This is a genomic window from Engelhardtia mirabilis, from assembly GCF_007748095.1.
GTDB lineage: Bacteria > Planctomycetota > UBA1135 > UBA1135.
The window spans coordinates 5,113,355-5,138,015 of the sequence record NZ_CP036287.1; the positions used below are offsets into that span (position 1 = coordinate 5,113,355).

Here is a 24,661-nt window from a genome sequence, read left to right on the forward strand (position 1 = left end):
GGGGTTCGTCTGTCTTTGACTTTTCAGTCGGCCATCGTCACGCGCAGAACTTCCTCGAGTGAGGACTTGCCGCGCTTCGCGTTCATGAGTCCGGCGCGCCGCAGGGTCACCATGCCCTGGTTGATCGCTTCGGACTTGATCTCGTGCACCGAGGCACCTTCGACGACCATGCGTTTGATGGTCGCGTCGAGGTAGAGCGTCTCGAGGATCGCGAAGCGACCCTTGTAGCCACCGCTACAGCGGGCACAGCCCGCGGGGTTGGGGGCCCACAGCTCGAGTCCCTCGAGCTCCTCTTCGAGGAAGCCCAGCTCGATCAGCTTGGCGTCGGGCAGGGGCTCGAGTGGCACCCGGCAGTTGGGGCAGAGCACGCGCGCGAGTCGCTGGGCGGCCACGCACAGGAGCGAGCTCGAGACCATGAAGGGGTCGATGCCCATGTCGATCAAACGCGTGATCGCCCCGGCCGCGTCGTTCGTGTGCAGGGTCGAGAGCACCAGGTGACCGGTGAGGGCGGCCTTGATGCCGATCTCGGCCGTCTCGACGTCCCGGATCTCACCGACCAGCACCACGTCCGGGTCCTGTCGCAGGATCGAGCGCAGGGCGCCGGCGAAGGTCATGCCGCGCTTGGGATTGACCGGCACCTGGTTGATGCCGTCCATGCGGTACTCGACGGGATCCTCGACGGTGACCACGTTGATCTCCGGCGTGGCGACCTCCTTGACGGAGGCGTACAGGGTGGTCGACTTACCCGAACCCGTCGGGCCCGTGACCAGCACCATGCCGTAGGAGGCGGCGATAGCCTTCTGCATGTCCGCCAGACACTTGGGCTCGTAGCCGAGCTTCTCGAGCGAATGGGCCACCCCCGACGAGTCGAGGATCCGCATCACGGCCTTCTCGCCGCCCACCACTGGCAGGGTCGAGAGCCGGAAGTCGATCGCGCGACCCTCGTAGCGGATCTGGAACTTGCCGTCCTGTGGACTGAAGCGCTCGGCGATGTCCAGGCTGGCCATGATCTTCAGTCGCGAGATCAGCGCCGAGAGGATGCTCTTGGGCGGGCGCATGGCCTCGACCAGGCGACCGTCGATCCGCAGTCGGATCCGCAGGTTCTTCTCGCCGGGCTCGATGTGGATGTCGCTGGCCTTCTCGCGCAGGGCGCGCAGCAGGATCAGGTTGGCCAGCTTGACCGCCGGCACGTCCTCTCCCGAGCCAGCGCCGGAGAGGTCGACCGAGGCGTCCTGGTCGACGTTCTCCTGGATCTCCAGGTCGGCATCGTTGACCTGGTCGAGCAGCTCGTCGACCTGGGCCTTGCCGTCGTCGAAGACCTTCTCGAGCGCTTCGCGAATCGCCGCGGGATGGCTGAGCACCGGCCGGACCTTGCAGCCCGCGATGATGTTCAGGTCGTCGAGCAGCAAGAGGTCGAAGGGGTCCGCCACGGCGACGGTCAGGACGTCGCCGTTGCGCACGAGCGGCAGCACGCAGTGCTCGAAGAGCGTCTCCCGGGGCAACACGTCGAGGGCCGCCGGATCCGGGTTGACGCGCTCGAGGCAGATCGGAACGACCCCCGAGGCGCCACCGAGCGCCTCGAACAGGGCGATCTCAGGCAGGCGACCGCTCTCGATCAGAGCGTCGACGGGAGAAGAGCCGGCGTCGCGAGCGGTCTCCCACTCCTCGGCGTCGATCAGCTCGGCGTCGATCAGAAGACGCCGAATCTTGCCTGAGATCCTGACCATCAGGCTGCGCCGCGAATGAGGCTTTGGAGTTCGCCCGGGTTGCTGAGGGTGCGCTCGGCATCGTCCAGTCGGACGGCGCCGCTGCGGATCAGTTGGGCCAGGGAGCCGGCCATGGTCCGCATGCCGACCTTGGCGCCGGTCTGCAGGTGGCTGTAGATCTGGTGCGCCTTGCCCTCGCGGATCAGCGCGCGGATGCCGGGCGTCGCGATCAGGATCTCGGAGGCCATCGTGCGGCCGCGGCCACTGGCGTTCGGCAGCAACTGCTGACAGAACACGGCCTCGAGGCTGAACGAGAGCTGGGTCAGGATCTGCGACTGCTGGTGCGCCGGGAACACGTCGACGATGCGGTTCATCGTCTGCACGGCGTCCGAGGTGTGCAGGGTGCCGAAGGTCAGGTGGCCGGTCTCGGCCAGGGTCAGCGCCGCTTCGATCGTCTCCTGGTCGCGCAGCTCGCCCACCAGCACCACGTCCGGATCCTGGCGTAGAACGCTGCGCAGGGCGTTGGCGAAGGTGTGGGAGTCGTCCCCGATCTCGCGCTGGGTGACCAGGCACTGCTGGCTCTTGTGCGCGAACTCGATCGGGTCCTCGATGGTGATGATGTGCCCCTGGCGAGCCGCGTTGATGCGGTCGATCATCGACGCCAGGGTCGTGGACTTGCCCGAGCCGGTGGCTCCGCAGACCAGCACCAGGCCGGCGCGCAGGTTGCAGATCCGGTCGCAGACGTCCTCGGGCAGGCCGAGGGTGTCGAAGCTCAGGATCTCGAAGGGCACCAGCCGCAGCACCGCCGCCACGGCCCCGCGCTGGTAGAAGACGTTGGCCCGGAAACGGCCCGAGCCCTCGAGCTCGAAGGAGCAGTCGAGCTCGTGGTCGCGGTCGAGACGCGCGATCTGATCCGACGTCAACACGCTGGTCGCCAGTCGCCGCGTGTCCTGGGGGGTCAGGGGCGGCGAGTTGACCGAGACCAGGGCCCCGTCCACGCGGATGCGCGGCGGAGTATTGGTCGAGAGGTGAAGGTCCGATCCCCCCTTGCGCACCATCAGCGCAAGAAGGTCTTCCATGGTGATCATCGAAAGCTCAGTCGGGGGCCGTGGAACGGGCTACAGAGGTCGCACCGCTGCCCGTCGTCGACGTGCCGAGGCTCGCGGCTGAAGGCGATCCAGGAGTCCCGCCGCAGATGCGACGGGGCGGAAGTTCTTTCCGCCCCGCCATCCCCCGGGATTCGGTCCCGAACGGCCGCAGGCCGGCTCCCAAAGGGAGCCGGCCCGCGGCGCGGTCCGTCGCTGGACGGGGGTCAGAGCCCCCGACCAGCCTCATTCGTCGTCGTGGACCTTGGCGAACTCCTGGACCACCTTCTGCTGCTCCGGCGCCGGCATGGCGGCGTAGTGGTCGAGCCGCATGGACCAGGTACCCGCCCCGGCCGTCTGTGACTTGAGGTCGCGGTGGTAGGACTGCATGGTCGACAGGGGCGCGTGGGCCTTGATCACGGTCACCGCCCCATCGGCCTCCGCGTTCTGCTCGAGGACGTGGGCGCGACGGTGGCTGGTCAGGTCCGAGAAGATCGTCCCGGCGTGGTCGCTGGGCACGTGAACCTCGACCACCACGACCGGCTCGAGCAGGGCCGGACTGGCCCGCTCGAAGGCGTCGCGGAATGCCCGCTTGCCGGCCATCTTGAAGCTGGCCTCGTCCGAGTCGACGGCGTGGAACTTGCCGTCGTAGACCTCGACCTCCACGTCGACGACCTTGGAGTGGGTCAGGATGCCCTCCTCCGCTATCTCCCGGATGCCCTTCTCGATGGCAGGGATCAGGTTCTTGGGGATCGCGCCCCCCACCACCTTGTCGATGAAGGTCAGCCCGGCACCCTCGGGCGCCGGACGCAGACGCAGGTGGCACTCACCGAACTGGCCGCGCCCGCCGCTCTGCTTCTTGTGGCGGTGGTGACCCTCCGCGGGCTTACGCACGGTCTCGCGGTAGGCGATGCGCGGGATGCTGGTCTCGATCTCCACGCCGAAGCGGCGCTTGAGACGCGACTCCATCAGTTGCAGGTGCAGGTCGCTCATCCCCGTGACGACCAACTCGTGGGTCAGCGGGTCGTGGGAGACCTTGAAGGTCGGATCCTCCGCCTCGAGCCGATGCAGGGAGGTGCCGATCTTCTGCTCGTCGGCGCGGCTCTTGGGGCGAACGGCCATGGAAACCATCGGCTCCGGCATCGCCACGAAGTCGGCGGCGATGGTGTCGGCGCCAGGGGCCCCGAAGGTCTGCCCCACCTTGAGTCCTTCGACCTTGGTGAACGCGCACAGGCCGCCGGCCTGGGCCTCGTCGATGGGCTCGCGGTGCTTGCCACCCAGCAGGCGGAAGAGCCCGCCGAGCTTCTCGGGCTTGGTGCCCTCGCCGACGCCCTGCACCTGCGCCGACGCGGCGAGCTTACCGGACAGGATCCGCGCCATGCAGACCTTGCCCACGTGCGGGTCGGAGCGCACCGCGAAGACGACGCCCATCAACGCCTCGGACGGATCGTTGTGAACCGGCTCGCCCCCGGCCGTGAGGCTTCCATGCTGCAAGGGCGAGGGCGCCGCCCGGTTGAGGAAGTCCAGCACTTCGTCGAGGCCCACGTCCTTGACCGGATTGCAGACCATGATCGGCACCAGGGCATGGGCGGCGAGGGCGGAGGGGTAGTGCTTGATCAGCTCCTCCTCGGTCAGCTCCTCGGTCTCGAGGTAGTGCTCGACGGCCTCGACGTCGTCGCAGCCGTCCATCACGCGATCCATCAGTCGCTTGCGCCAATCGCTCTGGGGGTCCTTCATCGTGCGGTGGGCACCGACCCACTTGGCACCGTCGAACTCCGGCAGCAGCACGGGCACACAGATCTCGCCGAAGGCCTCGCGCAACTCCATCACGAGGGTGTCGAAGTCGACGTTGTCGGCGTCCAGATGCGTGACCAACAGGGCCCGCGGACGGCCGAGTTCTTCCGCCGCCGCGAACTTGCGCCGCAGGTTGTGCGTGACCCCGCCCGACGCGCTGACCACGCCTACGACCAGGTCGGCGGCGAACATCCCGGCCCGCACTTCGGCCTCGAAGTCGGGATAGCCCGGGGTGTCGATCCAGTTCCAATCGCGGCCACCCCAGTCCGACTCGACGATGGCCATCTGCAGCGTGTGCTGCTTGTCTTGCTCTTCGGGCTCCGTGTCACAGATGCTGGTCTTGTCTGCGACCGAGCCCCTGCGATCGGTTGCTCCGGTCTTCAGCGCAAGGGCGTCGACGAGCGTCGTCTTGCCCCCGCCAGGATGACCGACGAAGGCGACATTCCGGATCTCGGACGGTGCGTGGCTCATGGGCTCCTCTGGATACGCGAGCACCGCGCCTCGGCGCGGTGTACGAACTTGAAGATTCGACACCGGCGAGTCGGCTCGGCGAGGAGCAAAGGCGCACGACCGCAAGCGGCCGCGGCGTCCCGACCTGTCGCTGGAGGAGCCGGCTCGGGGGGCCTTGCGATCCTACATCAAGCCCGTGCAAGTGGGGCTGCGAGCGCTTCTCCGCCTGCGGGGTGTCGCGCTGCGAAGCAGGGCGGGAACCCAAGACGACGGCGGCCGGAGCCCCGGTGGATTTCCAAGGCCCGGGCTGCCGCCGCTATCGGGCTGGAGCGAGCCCGACGGTCCGCGGGATCGGAACCACATCGAGCGGAGACGGAGCCAGGACCGCGGCCGGGACCCTCCCGGGCGAGGGCCGGCGTCGTAGTTGGACCTCGACACCCTCTGGGGGGTCAGCTCGGGTCCGGCTGAGCCGCAGGCGGCGTGACCCAAGATCCAGGGCGTGGGTTCGGCCCCGCGGGAGAGGGATCGACCGGTGGCGACGCTGGGTTGGCGGCGTCGGATCGGCTCGCCGGTTCGCCTCGATCCGAACGAACAGGTGAGCCCTCCCGCGGAGGACTCACCTGTTCGGAATCGCTGGCGACCGAGTTGGCCCGCGGTTCGCCGCCAGCTCGGCCGTCGCCAATCGTTCGAGGCCAGCCCAGCCAGGCATAGCCCGGCAGAGCGGCCTCGCCAGGTCGGCGCGATCAGCCCTGGGGCTGGTGAACGACGATCTCGACCCGGCGGTTCTGGGACATGCCGTCGGCGCTGTCGTTGCTCGCGACCGGCGTGTACTCGCCGTGACCGACGAGCACGCAGTTGCTGTCCGGAACGCCGCAGCTGTCGACCAGGAAGGTCAGCACGCTCATCGCGCGCGCGATCGAGAGCTCCCGGTTGCTGTCGAAGCCCGAACGGCTCGGCTGCTGGCTGTCGGTGTGACCCTCGATCCAGAACTCGCTGTTGGGGTAGTCGCTGCGCAGCACGTTGGCCACGGCCCGCACGGCGTTCTGGCCGGGAGCGGTGAGCTCGGCCTTGCCCGAGGCGAAGGTGATCGAGCTAGGCACCGAGATCACCAGGTCGTTGCCTCGGACGTTGACGCCGATGCCCATGTCGGTGAGTGCCGAGTACTGGGGGCCCGAGAGCGCCTCGCTCAGCCGGTGGCTGGCGTCGAGAAGATCTGCGTTGAGTGCGTCGAGCTCGCTGGCCAACCGAGAGTTGTCGCGCTGAAGCTTGGCCTCGCGCTCGCGCAGGCGCGCGATCTCGTCCTGGTATTCCTTGAGCTGCTGCTGCGTAGCACAGCCGGCGAAGACCGGCAGTAGCAGCGCCAGCGCCGCGGCGCGGCGCAAAGGTCGAATCGTCTTCATGGGCGTCGTCTCCGTTCGAGAGCGGTCGGGGCACCTGGGATCCGCTCGCGGCGGCCCAGTTGGCTTGGGGGGGTGTGGCTCGGCTGACTGTGATCAGTCGATGGTCAGCTCAGCCGCGCCTGCTCCGGCGGCGGCGCGACGCGCGCGCGGCTCAGGGCCAGAGCACGCGCACATGGTCCCAAGCGAGGAGCACGATTCCAATCCCGATCCCGAGGTATGGCCCGAAGGGTAGATAGCGCGCGGCGATGCGTCCGACGGCCAGGGCTCGTCCGAGGCTCCGAACCCCGCCACGGGCCCGGGCCCGGCGGCGGACGAAGCAGGTGAATCGGATCAGATTGACCATCCCGACCACCGAGGCGAGCACCGATCCGACCATCAGCGCGGCCAGGGCCCCGCCCGGACCCACGAAGGCCCCGCCGGCCGCCAGCAGCTTCACGTCTCCAAAGCCCATGGCGTCGCGTCCGTAGAGCCACTTGCCGAAGGCTCCGATCGCGATCAGGACGCCCCCCCCCACCGCCAGGCCACCCAGGGAGCCCACCAGGGCACCGATCCGGTCAACCTCACCCAGGGGCAGCGCGGGATCGCTGAAGCGCTGGGCAAGCCAGGTCTGGGCGTGGAGCGCAGGGAAGGCCAGGCTGGCCAGGGGCCCCAGCACCATCCCGCCGATGGAAACCTCGTCGGGAATCTCGAAGAAGTCGAAGTCGACGAAGGTCGCCACCACCAGCCCCGCCAAAACCACCGCGGCCACCAACGTGAGCCCGGGCTGGCTCGGTCCGAAGCGCCAGGCCGCCAGGGCGAACAGGGCCGCTGTCAGCAGCTCCACCGTCGGGTAACGCACCGGAATGCGCCATCCGCAGGCACTGCACTTACCTCGCAGGGCGACCCAGGAGGCCACCGGCAGGTTCTCGAACCAGCGGATCTGGTGCCCGCAGCTCGGGCACTGGGACCGCGCCGGCTTGGAGACGGTCAGGTCCGGTCGCGGCAGTCGATAGATCGCGACGTTCAGGAAGGAGCCGACGACGGCCCCGAAGAGAGCCGCCGAGGCGGTGAAGAAGGTCGGCTCGACGTCCAAGGGATCAGTGGGGGCAGCGGGGGGGGCTTGCGGGTGCGATCGGATCAGGGACGGTCCGCGCCAGTGACCCAGGTCAGTTCGACGGAGTCGACGCGGGGGGGCAGCCAGGGCTGGCCGGGGCGTGCCGGGCCCATGCCCAGCTCGATCAACAGGCGCACCGCTGGCGATTCTTCGAGCAACAACGGGTCGTCGACTGGACCGATTCGCTCGATTTCGCCGCTCGGCAGGGTGCGCTCGCCGAGGTATCGCACCCTCGCCCAGCCCAGGCCCGGATCGCTCGCCACCCGGGCCCCGGTCCAGCGCACCGATTCCTCCCGGGGCGAGAAGGGCGCCGAGAGCACGGTCCAGCTCTGCGCCTCGCGCAGGGTATCCGCCGTCGGAGGGTCGATGTCCAGGGGCAACAGACGCGGTCGCCGCGAAAGGCGCGCGCCGTCTCCCAGGTCCGACTTCCACACCTCGGGCGCCGAGACCCGACCGTGAACGCGCAACCACCCTCCGGCGACCAGCACCAGGGGTCCGTCCACGCAGATGTCCCCGTCGATCACCAGATCCCCGCCGGCGATGATCACGGTCACCGGTTGAGCGGTCCGACCGAGGTGCTCGAGCCACTCGCTGAGGGTCTCGCCCGCGCCGAAGTCCACGGTATCGAAGGCCGCCACGCCGCCTTCGTCGACGACCCGCTCGACCCAGTCCTCGTGGGGCAGGTCCCCGGTCCAACTGAGCGCGGGCCCGGCCAGGCGACGGTCCAATCGACCGTCGAGTTCGACCCGCCCCTGGGCGCGTAGGATCACCGGTCCCGAGTCGGGCAGCTCGCACAGGGCCCCGGCGGACAGGCCCAGGGAAGTCGCGGAGATCGACCTCGGCACCGGCCCCGAGGTCAGCAGCACCGGACCGTCGGCGCCGCTTCCGCAGGCGGCTGGCAGCCTCAGGGTCACCAGCCCCCCATCGTCCCACCAGGCGGTTCCGTCGACCCCGCTCGGCTCCTCGGGCGATCGCATGCCGGCGGACAGGAAGTCGAAGGTGCGATCGTGGGCCCGCGATTCGCGCTGGGGTCCGACGACCGTCAGGGGTGCCAGGCCCCCGGGGACCGCGGCCCAGATCACCGCCGCGGGATTGCCGCCGAGATCGGTCGGGGGTGGCTGTAGTGGATCAAGGCCCAGGTGATGCTCGCCGGGGACCAGTCCGCGTCGCACGCCACTGGGGCCGAGGGGAACGAGCGCGATGCGTGCGCCCTCGGCGTCGTTGGCGATCAGCTCGGCCCGCAGGGGAATGCGGGTGAGCCTGAGGCTGCCAGCGGGAGGCCTTGACTGTTCGGTACCGCCCGGGCTCGAGGCAGCACCCTCGCCCTCCGCACTGGTCTCGGCACTCTCGTAGCGCACCAGCTGGAACGACTCGCCCCGCACCGTGCGCGGGTCCAAGGGCTCGGCGCAGCGCAGCTCGATCGGTGCGGTGGCCTCGACCTCGGTCGAGGCAATCGTCAGGGGCTCCGCACGCCACAGGCTCGGATCCTCGAACAGGGGCTGTGCGCCCCCGGGCGCGGCGGTCACGAACTCGGCCCACCAGGTCGCCGCCAGGGGCTCGCCACTGCGCCCTCGGATTCCGTCGGGACGCGGGAACCCGGCCAACTCGATGCGGTAGCGCTGCCCAGGCTCGAAGCTTCCGTCGGAGAGCTCGGGCTCCAGGGGCGGGCGAGGATGAAAGCGCAGCCGCTCGGCGTCCACCTCGAAGCGGCCCGTCACCGGACGGCCCCTGTCGTCAACGACACGCGCGCTGGACCGGTTCACCGAGGCCGGATCCAGGGGGGCGGAGAGGTGCACCGTCAACACCTCGTTGAGGAACACCCCGCTCTGACCAGCCTGGCGAAACAGCTCCACACGCAGGGACCTCGGCTCCTGACCCGATCGGTCGCAGCCACAGACCAGCAGCAGCGGCCCGGCGACCACGGCCACTCGGAACCGCAACATGCTTCTGAGCGAGCTGCCCATTGGTCCACATGATCCGCCGCGCCCCCCTGCCATCGCAACCGTGGAGCGCGGTCACGCCGCGCGAGGGTCTCGCTCGGCCTCCTCGACGAGCGCCTCCGAACGCAGGCACCCCCCGCCGCCCAGGTTGGACGACGGGGGGCACCCGACGGATCGTGGGGCCCGGCCCCGGATCAGAAGCGAATGGGGATCCGCAGGAAGTTCAGCTCCGGCAGGACCGTGTTACCCGTCACGCCGCCGCCACCGCTATCGAGGTCGAAGGTGACCTCGAACTGGAGGAAGCGCAGGCCATCGAGCAGCAGGGGCTGGCTCAGGAGGCCCGGATCGGACGTCCACGGAACCAGCGGGGTCTGCAGATCAGGCCCACCGGAGGCGTTCTCGCCGAGCCCTTGGATCCGCATGCGGATCTCTTGGGTCAGCGGGACCTGGTCCAATTGGGAGCCCGTGACCACGCGGAAGTAGCGCGGGATGACCTCGAAAGTGGTGAAGTCCGGAGCACCGAACCCGTCCACGAACTCGGTCAGCGTGCCTTCGTTCGCGGTCATCGCGAAGGTCAAGACCACGTCACCGCCCCCGACCTCGAGCAGGGTCGCATCGGCGATCGTCAACTTCCGCTCCACGGCTCCCTTGGTCAGCTTGACCCCGAAATCGACGAACAGCTCCGGGTTGCGGAAGTAGACGTCGTTCGAGAACAGCTCCGTCGTCGCCACGCTCAGATCGGAGCAGTCGACCGAGGTGCCGCTACCGTCGTAGCAGTACTCGCGCCCGGTGGCCGCGATCGCCGCGATACCGGCCGACGAGACGGCGACTTCGATCGTGCGCGCCACCGGATCGATGGCGGTGACCGTGACACCCGTCGTGGCCTGATCGAACACGGGCGGAAGCGGGTCGACCTTGCCGGCGGTCGTGTTGACCGCGCCCGTCGTCGGATCGATGCCGTCGAAGGCGTACAGCGTCAGCAACCCGGGCGTGTTCGCCGCCAAGGCGCCGAGCGGAATTGGCTTGGAGCGCGCACGGGAGGTGCTGCCGTAGGACGGGTACAGACGCCACGCCGTGGGCGTGGTGAGGCCGTCGATGGCCTGGGAGACCGTCTTGCCCGCCGGCGGGATCACGTTGCCCGTGGGGAAGGCCTCGAAGCTCTCCAGGTGGATCTGGATCACACCGGCACCACCCTTGCCGCCGGCACCCTGCCCGGTCAACGAGCTCCCCTTACCCACAGCGCCGTTGCCGCCGCGTGCGGAGATGGCGTTGTTGGCCGGAGCCGCTGAGAGGTCGAGGACACCGGTGGTCTCGATCACGATCATGCCGCCGGAGCCGCCGCCGCCACCGCCGCCGACCTGGTTCGTGCCCGAGGTGCTCTCGCCCTCGCCGCCCTCACCACCGTCCGCCACGATCGCGCCGTTGGCGCCGAACACGACGTCACCGAGCACCAAGAGCTGCAACAGACCGCCGCCGGAGCCTCCGCCCCCGCCCTTCTTGTCGTCGGCGATGTCGAAGGTCGGAGCCGGGAACGAGTCCGTCTTCATCGTGTCGCCGCCGCCGCCGCCACCGGTGCCGGCGCGCGGCTCGGCCAACTCGCCGATCAGGAACACGTCGTCGAGGGTGTCGGTCAGGTTGACCGGGTCGAAGTAGAGACCGCTGAAGTCGTTGTAGACGAGCTTCGTTCCGGCGTAGACGGTCGAGCCCACGATGTTGACGGACACGCTGTCGACGAACACCGACGGACCGGGCAGACCACCGTTGGGCGGGGTCATGTTGTCCAGGGCGCCTTTGGCCTGCGGGGCACCGTCCTTGCCCGGCTCCGCTGCGAGTGCGGGGTACACGATCTCGCTCGAGAAGGAGCCACCACCGCCACCGGCTCCCCGACGAGCCTCGTCGTTGGAACCGGACTTGAAGCCGCCCTCGCCGCCTTCGCCACCGCCCGAGGCGATGCCACCTGCGCCGAAGCCATTCTCACCCTTGGGGCTCGAGGTGGTCGTCAACGGGCTACCGCGGCCGCCCTTCCCGCTGCCGGCCAGGGAACCTGCGCCGGGTTGGGGAATGTTGGCCGAGTTGAGCTGGGACACCGGCAGGGCATCGAGACCGCTGACATCGATCGTGCCGAAGATCTCGACCTTGCCGGTGGCGAAGATCTGCGCCGGGTTGGGACCGATGATCCGCAGCGTGGCGCCCTCCTCGACCCGGAAGTCGTTCACGTTGACGATGCCGTTGACCACCGTCTGCTGCTGGCCCTGGGAGAAGTCGGGGCCGCCCAGGATGGTCGAGGTGTCCGTGCTGAGCACGGCATTCGTGCCGGCCGGAATGACCCAGTCGAAGGCCCCGCCCGGACCGCCGGTCCCGAGGAACTGGAAGGACGCCTTCAGGCGACCATTGCCCCACTGCGCCTGGGGCTCGGGGAAGGTCGGCGTGACCTGCTCGAGCGAACCGACGGAATCGCCGCCCACGGTGAAGCCTTCGAAGATCTCGTCAGCGAGGATCTTGCCCGAGTCATCGGGATCGGACGGGTTGACCTCGAACAGCAAGCTCGCCTCGGACCGCGTCCGGAAGGGCGAGAACTTGGTCAGGGGCAGAAGACCCTGCTCTCCGACGATGTCCTGGAAGTCGGCCGACACGATCACGCGCATGTCGGCGTCCTGGGGCAGCACTCCTACCGGCTCCACGCGTACGCGTGCGCCGGCGCTGGTGCAGTTCGCGACCAGTTCCGTGCTGCTGGCCAGGGTCGACCAGGTGGAACCGCCATTGGTGCTGAACTGCAGCTCGATGCGATCCGAGGAGATGTTGTCCTCGTCCGGGCTGACCGGCTGGTTGAAGACCACGATCACCGCGAACTGCGAGGTCGCCTCGCTGAACAGGTTGATCGGGTAGTCCGGCTCGACCGTGCTGAAGTCTTCGATCTTGACGCCGCCGACTACTGTCGGGTCGATCTCGAAGTACCGCTTGGAGCCGTCGGACAGCTCGATGTGCGTCGCGTCGACGATCGCCGTCGCGCCCTTCGGCCGCAGCACGACACCCGGCGAGCCCAGCTTGGTGTCCAGGAAGACTTCCTGGGCCGTGGTGCCGATCGGCGTGCTGAACAGGCGCTGCTGCGACTGGAGCAGGACCGCCCCCGTAGTCGAGGTGAGCGCCGAGCCGACGCTCACGTCAGCACCCAGGATCTGCAGGACGTAGGGCTGTCCATCCGGCTCGAGCCCCGCGTCGGAGAGATCCGGTTCCGTGGGGCAGCGCGGCTGGAACACGATCACGTTGGGGATCGTGTTGCCGCTGCTGTCGCTCTTGACGAGGAACTCTCCCAACGCCGGATCGCCCTGGGGCGTGCGTACGCTGATCGAGTTCGCGTTGACGGAGTTGAAATCCACGGGCGCCGAGAAGGTCATCTCGATCGGCCGGTTGATCTCCCAGGACGCGTTGTTGGGGACGGAGATGGCCGTCACCTCGAACTTGCCGCCACCGCCTCCTCCACCACAGGCAGACAGCCCTAGGGAGGCCGCCGCCAGTGTGAGGGTCGCGAGACCTGTTCGGTGGATCTTCTGCATCGTCATTCCGCGTGGTGAGTGGCCGGCGTGGGGAGCCGGCAGGGAAGGGGTGGGTGTTGTTCGACGGGTTCGGAGAAAGATGCGCCGGCCGCTGCCGGCGCTCGCCGATCACCGGAAGAAGGCCAGACCGTAGGAGTTCAGCGTCGGGTTGAGCTCCGAGGCCGTGTTGCCGATGAAAGTGATCCGCGTCTGGACGAAGCGCTTGCCGGCCACATCGGCCAGGCTGCCCTTCCAGCTCGGATCGCTCCACGGGAAGCGCGGGTTGTCCGCGACCTGACCGTTGCCCGACAGCGGGCCGATGATCGGCTCGCCATAGACGTCAAGTCGGCTCGCATCGAGCATGGCTTCCTGGCCGACGAGCGAGCTGATGTTGTCTCCGCGCCAGTTGAAGGTCACCGACGTCCCGCCCGGCTGCTGCGCCGCGGTCGGCTCGACCACCGCTGCGACGTAGCTGTAGGGCGAGTTGCCGACGCCGATCAGCGGGTTCTGCTCGGCATCCATCAGGATCGTGTAGACACGGCTGAGGCGGATGACGACGTCCATCTGTCCCATGTAGACCGTGGGGTCACGCGGGGCAGTCGGCTGGCCGAGGGGAGCGATCGCCGGGTTGCCGTTGAAGCCACCCGTGGGATCGGTCTGCAGGTCAGGGTCCTTGTTCACCACCAGGCCGCCGGCGTTGGTGCCGCCGGTCGAGAAGGCGCGGAAGAAGGGCCGCGGAGACGAGGTGACGGCGATCGAGACGTCGAAGTTGTTGAGGCTCGTCTCCTCCGACGGGTAGCAACGGTACTCCATCAACAGCGGCAGACCGACCGACGGGATGCCCAGGGGCGTGTCGGCGCTGTTGGAGTCCTTGATCGACGGCCCGAACACGTCGCCGGAGGGCGTCGAGAGGCCCAGGACCGCGACCTCTTGCTCGGTGGGAGCGCCTGAGCCGATCAGGGAGTCGCCGTTGAGGTTGCCGTAGGACTGCACCGCGTTGTTGCGCCAGGTGAAGAAGGTCTTGTCCGTCTCGGACGAGGCCTGGTTCCAGGGCATCTGGAGCATTGGCGAGCCGGTCGTCGAGACGAACACGTCCGAACTCGAGACCGCGAAGCCGAGTTGCCGGGGGTGCATCAGTTGCGGCCCGGCCAGGGCATCCTCGAGGAAGTTCTCATCGAAGGACGCGGTGTTCCCGAGGCCCGACGAGGGGTACTTCGGCAGCAGCGTGTTCGGATCGATGATCTCGTCCGGAAGGTTGACGGCATGGCCAAGGCTGATCTCGAACTCGTCGTAGATCGTCGCGACCACCTGCCCCCCGAGCGGCGAAAGGGACAGGCCCTCGATGCTCAGGTTGTAGAACAGGTCGTTGGTCTGGCTGACGTCGAAGCCCGCGTCCATGTAGCGCCACATAAGGTGTGCCTTGGACCCCTGCGAGGAGAGCGGCGTCTGCAGCCCGGTCGTGATCTGCTGCATCACACCGACCATCGGCTGGCTGCGATCGACGACCGCCCCGAAGCGTTGCACCGGGCGGGGCTGGATCAAGCCCTTGGTCAGGTCGAACAGCAACTGCCCGCGGACTTCGGGTCCGTTCTCGGGCGTCTCGTCCGCCGAGTTGAAGCGCAGGACCCAGCCACCCGTGCTCTCCGACGCTGCGTTGGGGTCGATGTTGAACGAGACCCGGGGCAACTCGGCCTCCAGCACGTTGCCGGCCAGGTCGGTGATGCCACCGTCGTCCAGGTTCGAGACCATGTTGAAGAAGAAGGTCTCGATGTTCCCGTTCGCGTGCTCGAAGGGCACCGTGGGCGAGAAGCGAGCTTCGCGGAAGTCCGGCGACGGAATCACCGAGCCGAGGATCAGATCGCTCGGCGTCGGCGCCGAGATGAGGGAGCCCGGCGGAGTCTCGCTCAAGCTCGCGTCGACGGTCGCGGTACGGGCGATGTAGAGCGTGTCGAAGGGACGCGCGGTGACCGGATCGAAGGGCTCGCTGAAGCGCACGATGAGCTTGGCGTTCGGCGACACCTGCGAGGCCGGCAGTTGGCCTGCGGCCGGGGAGAAGCGCACGAAGCAGGGCGCCTTGAGGCTGCCCAAGGACTGGCGCCACGGGGTCAGGAACTGAGCCGAGGTGCCGACGAGGTCGGACAGCTCGAAGGCGGGGGCGTCGAAGGGCACGTCGACCTTCACGTTCACAGCAGTCGTGCCCACGGTCGTCGCGGCCTCGATCACCTCGAAGCGCAACTCCTCGGAGACCTGGATCACATCGCCGACGATGGGGTCCAAGGCGCAGTTCGCCACGTCGAATTCGAAGGTCAGGAGCAGGTCCTCGAGGGCCCCCGCCGCCGGATCGACCGCGTTGGTGATCGACACTGGCTGGACACCGATCAGTCGAGGCTGCTCGAGGTCGACCAGGAAGCCGTTGTTGTCATCGTCCGGGTTGCCGGCGCGCATCCCCCAACGCACGTCGAGGGTCGGCGAAGTGAAGTCGACAGGACCGCTGTCGTTGGTGTTGATCGTCGCACCCTTGACGTTCTTCAGCACCGAGAACTGACCCACGGAGGTGTTGACCTTCGACGGGATCGTGATGCTGACGTTCGGATCGAGACCGTTCTCACTGGCCGGTAGGCCGATGCCGTTGGCCTGCACCACCTGTCCGATGGACGCCAGCTCGTCCTGGGAGATGGTGAAGTCGATGATCACCCGCGTGGTCCGGAACTTGCCGCCCGAAACTCCGCCGTGGTTCGGATCCGCGAAGATGCGCGCGTCGAAGGGCACGACCGGCGGTTCACCCGCGAAGACCTTGATGGTCGTGTTCGAGCCGATCGAAGCTTCGTCGAGCAGATCGTCGAAACGCACGCTCAGGGCCGCGTTGCGCCCAACGAGGCTGTACGGAGGCAATTCGGTCGGAGAGAAGCCCTTCGGATCGATCGGCTTGAGGCCCTCGGCCGCCTGTGCCACGCGCACGGAGAAGAGCGTCTTGTCGACCTCCGCGTTGGCGTTCATCCGCAGACGCGACTCCCCGGTGACCGGGTTCGAGGTGAGCTCCCACTTGAGGAAGCCCAGCTCGAAGGCGGTCCGAACGTCTTCGCCGACCAGGAGGTCGGGGTAGACCAGACGCGTGTCGTAGAGCTCCGTGTTGAGCGGGTCCAACTCGTACTCGGCCTGGTTCACGCCGGGCTTGAGGATCGTGTCGTACACGTCGACCAGCCGCCCCCAGGCCATGTCGATGATGCGGAACTCGGTCGCCTGACCGCCGTTGTTCTCGTCGATGATGTACGCGTTGCCGTCCAGCAGGCCGCTCCCCCCGGGCTTGACCGCGGCCGAGCCGAGCAGGCCGGGCTGCGAAGCCGAGCCGCCGGTCGACCCGCCCCCACCACCGCAACTCGCGAGGACGACCAGACCGAAGCCCAGCGCCAGGCGTTGCAGGGCTGCGCCAGCTCGACGAGCAGCGACGCCTCCTCCACCGACGGTAACGCCGCCGACGCGCGCGCTCCCAGCCCGGTCAACCCCGTGCAGACGGGCATCGCTGCCACGGGGAACCTCGAGATCACCTCGGAAGGGCGACGGCTGGCTGGGTTGGATGATGGCTTCGTTCATGGCTGGTGCCCGAGTGGGGCGTTGGGGAGAGCGAGGCGGGGGATGGCCGGTGGGGATCCGTGGGGGGTCGCCGCGCTCACAACGACCTGCTGGCCGTGAGTGCGAGGCGACCGTCCACGGTGACCGGTCCGGGTCGTCGCCGCTCGGGCCGGCGCCGCCATGGCGTCAGCCCGGGGGGCTTCGGCCGGGGGCCGTCGGCTCGGACGGGTCCGATCGGGGGTCAGAGGCCCGGGGGAAGGCATCTGGCCGTCACCGACCCGTGTCCGCTCGTGCTCTTGCTGGGATTTCTCGTGGCTTGGATGGGGTGCCCGCGCTGCGAGGGCGCGCATTCTCGGGCGCACCACGGGGGCGGTCAAGGCAGGGCCCCGGGCAGCTTGTCGCCGGCGCCCCCCACCCTGGCCGCCGCGATGGGCGAGCGATGGAGAGCGAGGCGCCAGCGGCCGCCGTGGAGCAGACCTGGCCATGACCACGATCAAGAAGCGTGCCGGCTAGCAGCCCCTGCTGTCGTGGGCCTGAGCCCCGGCCCGGGCCATCCGATCCGGTGCGAAGAGCGCCGGGGATCGGGTCCGGCACACACACACGTGCGGAAGCGCACACGATCCCGGCGCGCTCCAGGGGAACCAGCCTGTTCCCTGGCCGCCCCCCAGGCCACCGGCGCTCGGATCGGGCGCCCCGGCTCCGTCCGTCTCCGCACCCGAAGAGCGCGCCGAGGCCGATCTCAGGACCCGGCCGTCCCCTTGACACCGGAACCGCGAACTCGAGGTCCAGGGACACAAGCCCCCCAACGCTCCGCCGGATCCTCGACCAGGACGACCAACCGCCGCCGAGCGGCCGCCACTGCCGTCCTGGCCGAGGACTCCGGTGCGCGGCGCGCCCGGACCGCCCAGCGGCCCGGGCTTCCTCGCCTCACCGCTCGAAGGCGAGCCCGTAGGAGTCGAGCCAGGGTCGCAGGTCCGAGGCGGTGCTGCTGAGGAAGGTGAAGCGGGTCTGCACGAAGCGCGACCCCGAGACCTCCGCCAGGCTCGAGTGCCAGCTCGGATCCACCCACGGATGGACCAGCTCGGCGGCCACCTCGGCGGTCAGCGGGCCGGCCAAGGGCTCGCCGAACACGTCCAGGCGCCCAGCGTCGAACATCGCGCTCTCCACCGGATCAATCGACGGCGAACCGTCCCCGCGCCAGGCCAAGACGACCGCCGTCCCATTGGGTTGCTCCGCAGCCGAGGGCTCGACCACCGCCGCCTCATACTTCCACGGCAGTCCGACGATCGGCGTGGTCGGCGACTGCTCGGCGTCCATCAGGATCGTGTAGGCGCGACTCGTACGAATGACCACGTCGGCCTGCCCGATGTAGACGGTCGGATCGCGCGGGATGGTCTTGGCCCCGAGGGGCGGCAACAGCGGATTGCCGTTGAAACCGCCCGTGGGCGAGATCTGCTGCTCGGGATCCTTGTTGACCAAGTTCCCGGACGCGTTCGTCCCGCCGGTCGAGAAGGCGCGGAAGTAGGGCTGGGGCGACGAGGGCACCGCAATCGACACGTCGAAGTTGTTCAAGCTGCTCTGCTCGGTCGGATAGCAGCGAAACTCCATCAAGAGCGGCAGGGCCACCGCGGGCACGCCGAGCTTGGTGGCCTTGCCCGCAGCGTCGTTGATCGAGGGCCCCCACACGTCGCCCGCGGTGCTGAGACCGAGCACCGTCTGCTCCTGCATCGTCGGCACACCGGCGGCGACCAGTTCGCCATTCGGATTGACGTTGCCGAAGGTGGTGATCGCAGTGTCCCGCCAGGTGTAGAAGCGCTTCTGGTCCTCGGGCAGGCCCACGTTCCAAGGCATCTGCAGCATCGGGGTGCCGGTGCCCGAGAGGAACACCCCCGAGTTCGACACGGCATAGCCGAGCTCGCGCTCGTGCATCACCGTCCGCCCCGCCTTCGGATCCGGCAGGTAGTTCTGCTCGAAGGTGTTCCCTTCGACGAACCCCGAACCGGGGAACATCGGCAGGCCGAAGTTCTGAGCGGGTGGCGGGATCAAGAACTCGTCGGGCAGGTTCCGCGCGTGGCCCAAGCTCAGCTCGAACTGGTCGTAGATCGTCGAGACCACCGAGCCGCCGTAGGGCGACAGGGCCATGCCCTCGAGGTCGAGGTTCATGAACAGGTCGTCGGTTTGGCTGATGCTGAAGCCCATGTCCATGTAGCGCCACATCAGGTGCACCTTGGAGCCCTGGCTCGAGAGGGGCGTTTGCAGCCCCAGGGGGATCGGCTGCATGGTGCTGACCATGGGCTGGGAGCGATCGACCACCGCGGCGAAGCGCTGCACCGGACGCGGTCGCAGCACCCCGGCGGACTCGTCCCAGAGCACCTGCCCGCGCACTTCCGTGCCGGCCAGGCCGTCTTCATCGGCGGCGTTGAAGCGCAGCACCCACCCACCGGTGTCCTCGGAGGGCGCGCTCGGATCGAGCCGGAACTCGATTCGCCCAGGGACATCCGCGAGCACGTTGCCGGCCAGGTCGGTCAGGCCCCCCTGGTCCAGGCCGGAGACCAGGTTGAAGAAGTAGGACTCGCTGGAACCTTGGTCGTGGGTCATCGGCAGGGTCGGCGCGAAGCGCACTTCGCGGAAGTCCGGCGATGGAACCGTGTCCCCGAGCACCAGGTCACCTGGCTTCGGTGGTTGGATCAACGCACCGGCCTCGGCCTCCGACAGGCTCGCGTCGACCAGCGCCGACCGTGCCACGTAGAAGGTGTCGAAGGGCCGCGCGCTGGCGGGGTCCATGGCCTCGCTGAAGCGCACGATGACCTGGGACTGGGGCTCGACCTGGCCCGCGGGCAGCTGGCCCGCCGAGGGACTGAAGCGCACGAAGCAGGGTGCGAGCTGTGCACCCAGGGAGTCGCGCCAGGGCGTCTGGTAGAGGGCCGAGAGTCCGACCAACACCGCGGGGTCCACCTCGGTCGACCCCGGCGTCAGGACCAGCGGCACGTTGACCGCCGTCGATCCGACCAGGGTCGCGGGCGCCGTCACTTCCAGCTCGAGCTCGGGCGAGATCTTGAGCAGGTCTCCGGGGACCGGATCCAGGGCGCAGCCTGCGACCCCGAACTCGAGCGACACCGAAACCGCCAGTCCACCCCCCGTCCCGAGGATCGGGGTCACCTGGGTGATCGTGACCGGTTGACTACCGACCACGCGCGGCTGGTCGAAGTCGACGAGGAAGCCGTTGTTGTCGTCGGACGAGTTGCCCGCGCGCATGGCCCAGACAACTTCGCCCGTGGGCGACGTGTAGTCGAAGGCTCCGCTGTCGTCGGTGTTCAGGGCCGTGCCCTTCACGTTGCTGAGCACCGCGAACTGCGAGTAGGCGCTCGAGATCACCGTCGGGAAGCGCAGGGCGACGCTGGCCGCGAGGGAGTCGGCGCTGGCCGGCAGACCGAGGCCGTTGGCCGCCACCAGGGGCGTGATCGTCGCGAGCTCGTCCTGGGAGATGGTCAGGTCGACGATCAGCCGCGTCGGGTGGAACTTGCCCGTGACCTGGGCCACGCCACCGTGGTTGAGATCGGGCAGCACGCGCGCATCGAAGGGCACCACCGGCGGGTTGCCGGCGAACACCTCGACGGTCGAGTGCAGACCGATGCTGCCCACGTCCAACAGATCGTCGAAGCGCACCACCAAGGCCGCGTTGCGCGCGACCATCGAGTAGGGCGGCAGCTCAGCCGGACTCAAGCCCTTGGGATCGATCGGATCCAGGGACTGGCTCGCCTGAGCCACGCGCACGGCGAAGATCGACTGCTGCTGTTCGGCGTCGGCACCGATCCGCAGGCGGAAGCGGCCGTTGACAGGATTCGAGGTCAGCTCCCACTTGAGCTGGCCGGCCTCGAAGGCCGTGCGGACGTCCTCACCGACCACGAAGTCCGGGTAGACCAGTCGCGTGGTGTAGTTCTGCGGCTCGAGAGGATCGCTGGCGTAGTCGGGCGAAGTCGGGCGCGTGTCGTACACGTCCACCAGACGTCCCCAGGCGACGTCCACGATCCGCATCGAGTTGGCGGTCCCGCCGTGGTTCTCGTCGACGATGAAGGCGCTGCCACCGAGCAAGCCTTGGCTACCTGGCTTGGTCGCGGCAGCACCGATCGGCGCGCTCGAGGGGACGGCTCCCGCGGGGCCCGAGCCACTGCCGCAGGCGGCGAGGCCCAGGGCGAGCAGAGCCAGCAGACCGGACAGACGAATCGGACGGGAAGCAGCAGGTTGGAGAGCCTGGCCCCGACGAGGACACACGGATTGCGCTCGGAGCGCGATCGCGAGGTGCATGGCATTCCTTCGGCCAAACGGCCACCGACGTCCGGCGCGGGGGGGCCTAGCCGAGTGGTGAGCGCGGGGCGCGCACGTTCGGGACCGCGCTGGACTCCAGCAGTCGCGGGAGAACGAAGCTGCACTCTCAACTTGCGTGCCAGGGCTCGGGTTCGAACGGCAGGCACATCGCAGCCCGACCCGCGAGCGGATCAGCACCCGCCTCGGGGCGGACCCGTGCGAGTTCGCGCGCCCCCTCCCCGCAACGCAATGCGGGGCCCCGATCGCTCGGAACCCCGCATTCACGAGTTCGGTCGGTGGCGGGCGCGCGGGCCCGCGCGGGCCTCAACGCGTGAAGGCCAGGCCGTAGGAATCGAGCACGGGTGTGTGATCCGTAGCGGTGTTGGCCACGAACGTCACACGTGACTGCACGAAGCGCCGTCCGGCAACGCCGGTTATGTCGTCGTGCCAGGTCGGATCCGCCCAAGGGAACTGGTGCTCCTCAGCGATGGGGATGCCCGAGTTGATCGGCCCGACGATTGGCTCGCCGAACACGTCCAGCCGCCCGGCGTCGTACATGGCCGGGTAGGTCGATGGGCTGGCGGCGTCGGCACCGCGCCAAGCGAAGACCAGGGCCGTCCCGACCGGCTGGTCCTGGGGCGCGGGCTCGACCACCGGCGTGTAGGCGTAGGCCCCTTGCCCCAGGTCGATCGACGGCAACTGCTCCGCATCCATCAGGATCGTGAAGGCCCGGCTGGTGCGGATCACGATGTCCATCTGGCCCAGGTAGACGCTGGGATCGCGGGGAGCCGTCGACGCACCGAGGGGCGCGACGGCGGGGTTGGTGTTGAACCCGCCGCTGGGGAAGACCTCGAGGTCCGGGTCCTTGGCCACCAGCAGACCGCCGGTGTTCTGCCCCCCCGTGGAGAAGGCGCGGAAGTACGGGCGCGGCGAGGAGCTCACGGCGATCGACACGTCGAAGCTGTTCAACCCCATCGCGTCCGTCGGGTAGCAGCGGTACTCCATCAAGAGCGGCAGACCGGGCGTGGGAATGCCCACGGGAGTCGGCACGCCCAAGCTGTCATGGATCGAGTTGCCGAAGACGTCGCCGGGACTCGGCGAGGATGCGCCCTGGACCATGAGCTCCTTCTCGGTCGGGACCCCCGCGCCGACGAGGTTCCCACCGATCGTCGAGCCACGGGTCTGCACCGTCGTATTGCGCCAGTTGAAGAAGGTCTTCTCACCCTCGGCCAAGCCCTGGTTCCAGGGCATCGGCAGCATCGAAGTGCCGGTGGCCGACTGGAAGACGTCACCCGCGGAGACCGCGAAGCCGAGGCTGCGCGGGTGCACCACGGTCGGACCCGCCAGGGGATCCTGCAGGAAGTTGCTCGCGAAGGAGCCGCCGAGCGTGAAGCCGGAGGTCGGGTACTTGGGCAGCAGGAAGTTCGGGTCGACGGTCTCGTCCGGCAGCCTCGCCCCGTGACCGAGGCTGATCTCGAACTCCGGGTAGACCTCCGAGACGACCTGGCCAGCGATGGGCGCCAGGGCCAGGCCCTCGACGTCCAGGTCGTAGAAGAGGGCGTCGGTCTGGCTCACGTCGAAGCCCGCGTCCATGTAGCGCCACAGCAGGTGCGCCTTGCTACCCAGCGCCGAGAGCGGCGTCTGCAGGCCGGAAGGGATCGCTTGCATCGCCCCCACGACCGGTTGATTGCGATCGATCACCGCCGAGAAGCGCTGCACCGGGCGCGGGTGAACCTGGCCCAGGGCGAGGTCGAAGAGCACCTGGCCCCGGACCTCGAGGCCCGGGAGCTGGTCCTCGTCCACGGTGTTGAAGCGCAGCACCCAGCCCCCCGTGTCCTGGTCCGCGGCGGACGGATCGAGGCTGAAGGGCACGATGGGGAGCGGGTCGAAGAGGGTGTTGCCTGCGAGGTCGGCCACGCCGCCGCCGAGCTCGTCCGAGAACAGGTTGAAGAAGTACTGTTCGGCCTGACCGGCCACGTGGGTCAGGGGCAGGGTCGGCGCAAAGACCACCTCGCGGAGGTCGGCCGAGCTGAGCGTGTCGCCCAGGACCAGGTCGCCGGGCAAGGGCGGCTGGACCGTACTGCCCGCTACGGGCTCGGCCAGGCTCGCGTCGATGTCCGCCGAACGCGCGACGTAGAAGCTGTCGAAGGGCCGCGCCGAGGCCGGGTCGATGGCCTCGTTGAAGCGCACCAACACCTGGGCGTCCGGGTCCACGACCGAAGCGGGCAGTTGCCCGACCTGGGGCACGAAGTCCACAAAGCAGGGAGCGCTCGCGACACCGAGCGACGGGCGCCAGAAGGTCTCGTACCGGGCCACCGCGCCGGCGAGGTCGGCGGGCGCGATGGGAGTCACGCCGAAGGGCACCTCCACGCGCACGACGATGTCATTGGGCCCGGCGTAGTGAAGCACTTCGACCACCTCCACGAAGTAGGCATCGCCGACCCGCAGCAGGTCCCCGCGGGAGGGCGGGAACAGGCAAGGGGTGGCGGTCGAGGTCAGGATCAATCGCAGCTCGAGCGAGGCGTTGCTCGCCGCCGCGCTGACGATCGTCACCGGCTGGCTGCCGACCACCCGCGGTTCGATGTCGTCGGACAGGAAACCGTTCGCGGGTTGATTGGGCCCGCCGGACTGCAGGCCCCAGCTCACGTCGAAGGACGGCGAGGTCGGATCGAGCGGGCCGCTCGATCCGGGATCGAGGGAGCTGCCAGCCAGGTTCGTGAGCAGCGAGAACTGCCCCGCCGCCGGCGCGAGCGCGGTCGGGAAGGCGATCGCCACGTTCACACCGCTCGCTTCATCGCCCGCCGGCAGTCCCACTGCGTTGGGCGCTGCGACGTAGGGCAGGGTCATCTGCTCCTCGGGCGTGATCGTGAAGTCCACGATCAGCCGGGTCGGCGCGAACTGTCCGTTGGCAATCCCGCCGTAGTTCGGGTCGGGCAGGATGCGCGCCTGGAAGGGAACGCCGAGCTGGTCGCCCACCAGGACCTTGACCGTGGAGTCGGCCAGGACCGTGGCCGGGTCGAGCAGGTCGTCGAAGCGCACCGTCAGCGCTGCATTCCGCGGGACGGTACTGGTCGGAAGGATGCTGAGGTCCGGAAGGGCCGTGGGCGAGACGCTCGCCGGCGCCACGGACTCCAGCCCCACGGTGACTTCGTCCAAACGCTGGGCGAACAATCCGGGTTGGGCCAGGGCGTCGAGGCCGATTCGCAGCCGCGGCTCGCCCAACACCGGCTGGGTGCTCAGCTCCCAGAGCAGTTGCCCCGACTCGAACGCCGTCCGCACTCCCTCGCCGATCACAAGGTCGGGCAGGACCAGGCGCATGGTGTAGAGGTCAGGATCGAGGGGATCCCGCTCGTACTGTGCCTGGGTCACGCCCGGCGCCAGAACCGTGTCATAGACGTCAACCAGACGTCCCCACGCCATCTCGACCAGACGCAGGCTCGCAGCCCCACCAGCCTTGTTCGGCTCCAGGATGAAGGCGCCACCCGCGAGCGGGCTGCTGGCCCCGGGCTTCGGGATCAGACTGCCCATTGGCCCGGGCTGCGGATCGAGCGCGCCAGGCGCGGCCATGGTTGACGCCGGTCCGGTTTGGCTCTGGAGATTGGCGGTCAATCCCCCCTCGTCGGGTGCAGCGGCGTTGCCGCCGCAGGAGGTCGAGCCCAGGAGGACGGCCAGGGACACTACGCCACCACAAGACGCGGTACGGCGCGCAAGCTTGGTAATCATCGTCGGTCCAGTTGGGGGGCAGATGCCCCGAAACGCGGCCCCGAAGACGGACCACGACTGAC

10 protein-coding genes are annotated in these 24,661 nt (G+C 68.8%); all 10 read right to left on the minus strand.

Translation table 11 applies throughout. From position 1 onward, the window contains the following. Window positions 1-23: 23 nt before the first annotated feature. The 10 genes from Pla133_RS18780 to Pla133_RS18825 all read right to left on the minus strand — a co-directional run bounded on the left by Pla133_RS18780 (window position 24) and on the right by Pla133_RS18825 (window position 24,599). Entirely contained in the window at window positions 24-1,727 is a 1,704-nt protein-coding gene (locus tag Pla133_RS18780) for a GspE/PulE family protein (RefSeq protein WP_145068086.1), read from the minus strand. Further along, on the minus strand, window positions 1,727-2,785 hold the full coding sequence (locus Pla133_RS18785) for a type IV pilus twitching motility protein PilT (protein WP_419191726.1): 1,059 nt from the start codon (window positions 2,783-2,785) through the stop codon (window positions 1,727-1,729). Before Pla133_RS18785 ends, Pla133_RS18780 begins: the two co-directional genes overlap by 1 nt. Before the next feature lie 252 nt (window positions 2,786-3,037). Beyond that, the gene (gene fusA, locus Pla133_RS18790; RefSeq protein WP_145068090.1) at window positions 3,038-5,056 is read right to left on the minus strand and encodes an elongation factor G; all 2,019 of its coding nucleotides are present in this window, start codon (window positions 5,054-5,056) and stop codon (window positions 3,038-3,040) included. A gap of 722 nt (window positions 5,057-5,778) precedes the next feature. Beyond that, entirely contained in the window at window positions 5,779-6,435 is a 657-nt protein-coding gene (locus tag Pla133_RS18795) for an OmpA family protein (RefSeq protein ID WP_145068092.1), read from the minus strand. Between the two features lie 151 nt (window positions 6,436-6,586). Continuing rightward, the gene (locus Pla133_RS18800) at window positions 6,587-7,507 is read right to left on the minus strand and encodes a prepilin peptidase (RefSeq protein ID WP_145068094.1); all 921 of its coding nucleotides are present in this window, start codon (window positions 7,505-7,507) and stop codon (window positions 6,587-6,589) included. 44 nt (window positions 7,508-7,551) lie between these two features. Then, window positions 7,552-9,471 (minus strand): hypothetical protein, encoded by a 1,920-nt coding sequence (locus Pla133_RS18805; RefSeq protein WP_145068096.1) that lies wholly within the window; start codon window positions 9,469-9,471, stop codon window positions 7,552-7,554. A gap of 191 nt (window positions 9,472-9,662) precedes the next feature. After that, window positions 9,663-13,022, minus strand: coding sequence for a hypothetical protein (locus Pla133_RS26555; protein WP_419191727.1), 3,360 nt, complete (start codon window positions 13,020-13,022; stop codon window positions 9,663-9,665). Between the two features lie 108 nt (window positions 13,023-13,130). Then, window positions 13,131-16,592, minus strand: coding sequence for an Ig-like domain-containing protein (locus tag Pla133_RS18815; protein WP_145068098.1), 3,462 nt, complete (start codon window positions 16,590-16,592; stop codon window positions 13,131-13,133). Between the two features lie 906 nt (window positions 16,593-17,498). Further along, on the minus strand, window positions 17,499-20,663 hold the full coding sequence (locus tag Pla133_RS18820; RefSeq protein ID WP_145068100.1) for a hypothetical protein: 3,165 nt from the start codon (window positions 20,661-20,663) through the stop codon (window positions 17,499-17,501). A 537-nt stretch (window positions 20,664-21,200) separates the two neighbouring features. Continuing rightward, on the minus strand, window positions 21,201-24,599 hold the full coding sequence (locus tag Pla133_RS18825) for an Ig-like domain-containing domain (protein ID WP_145068102.1): 3,399 nt from the start codon (window positions 24,597-24,599) through the stop codon (window positions 21,201-21,203). Window positions 24,600-24,661: the final 62 nt, after the last annotated feature.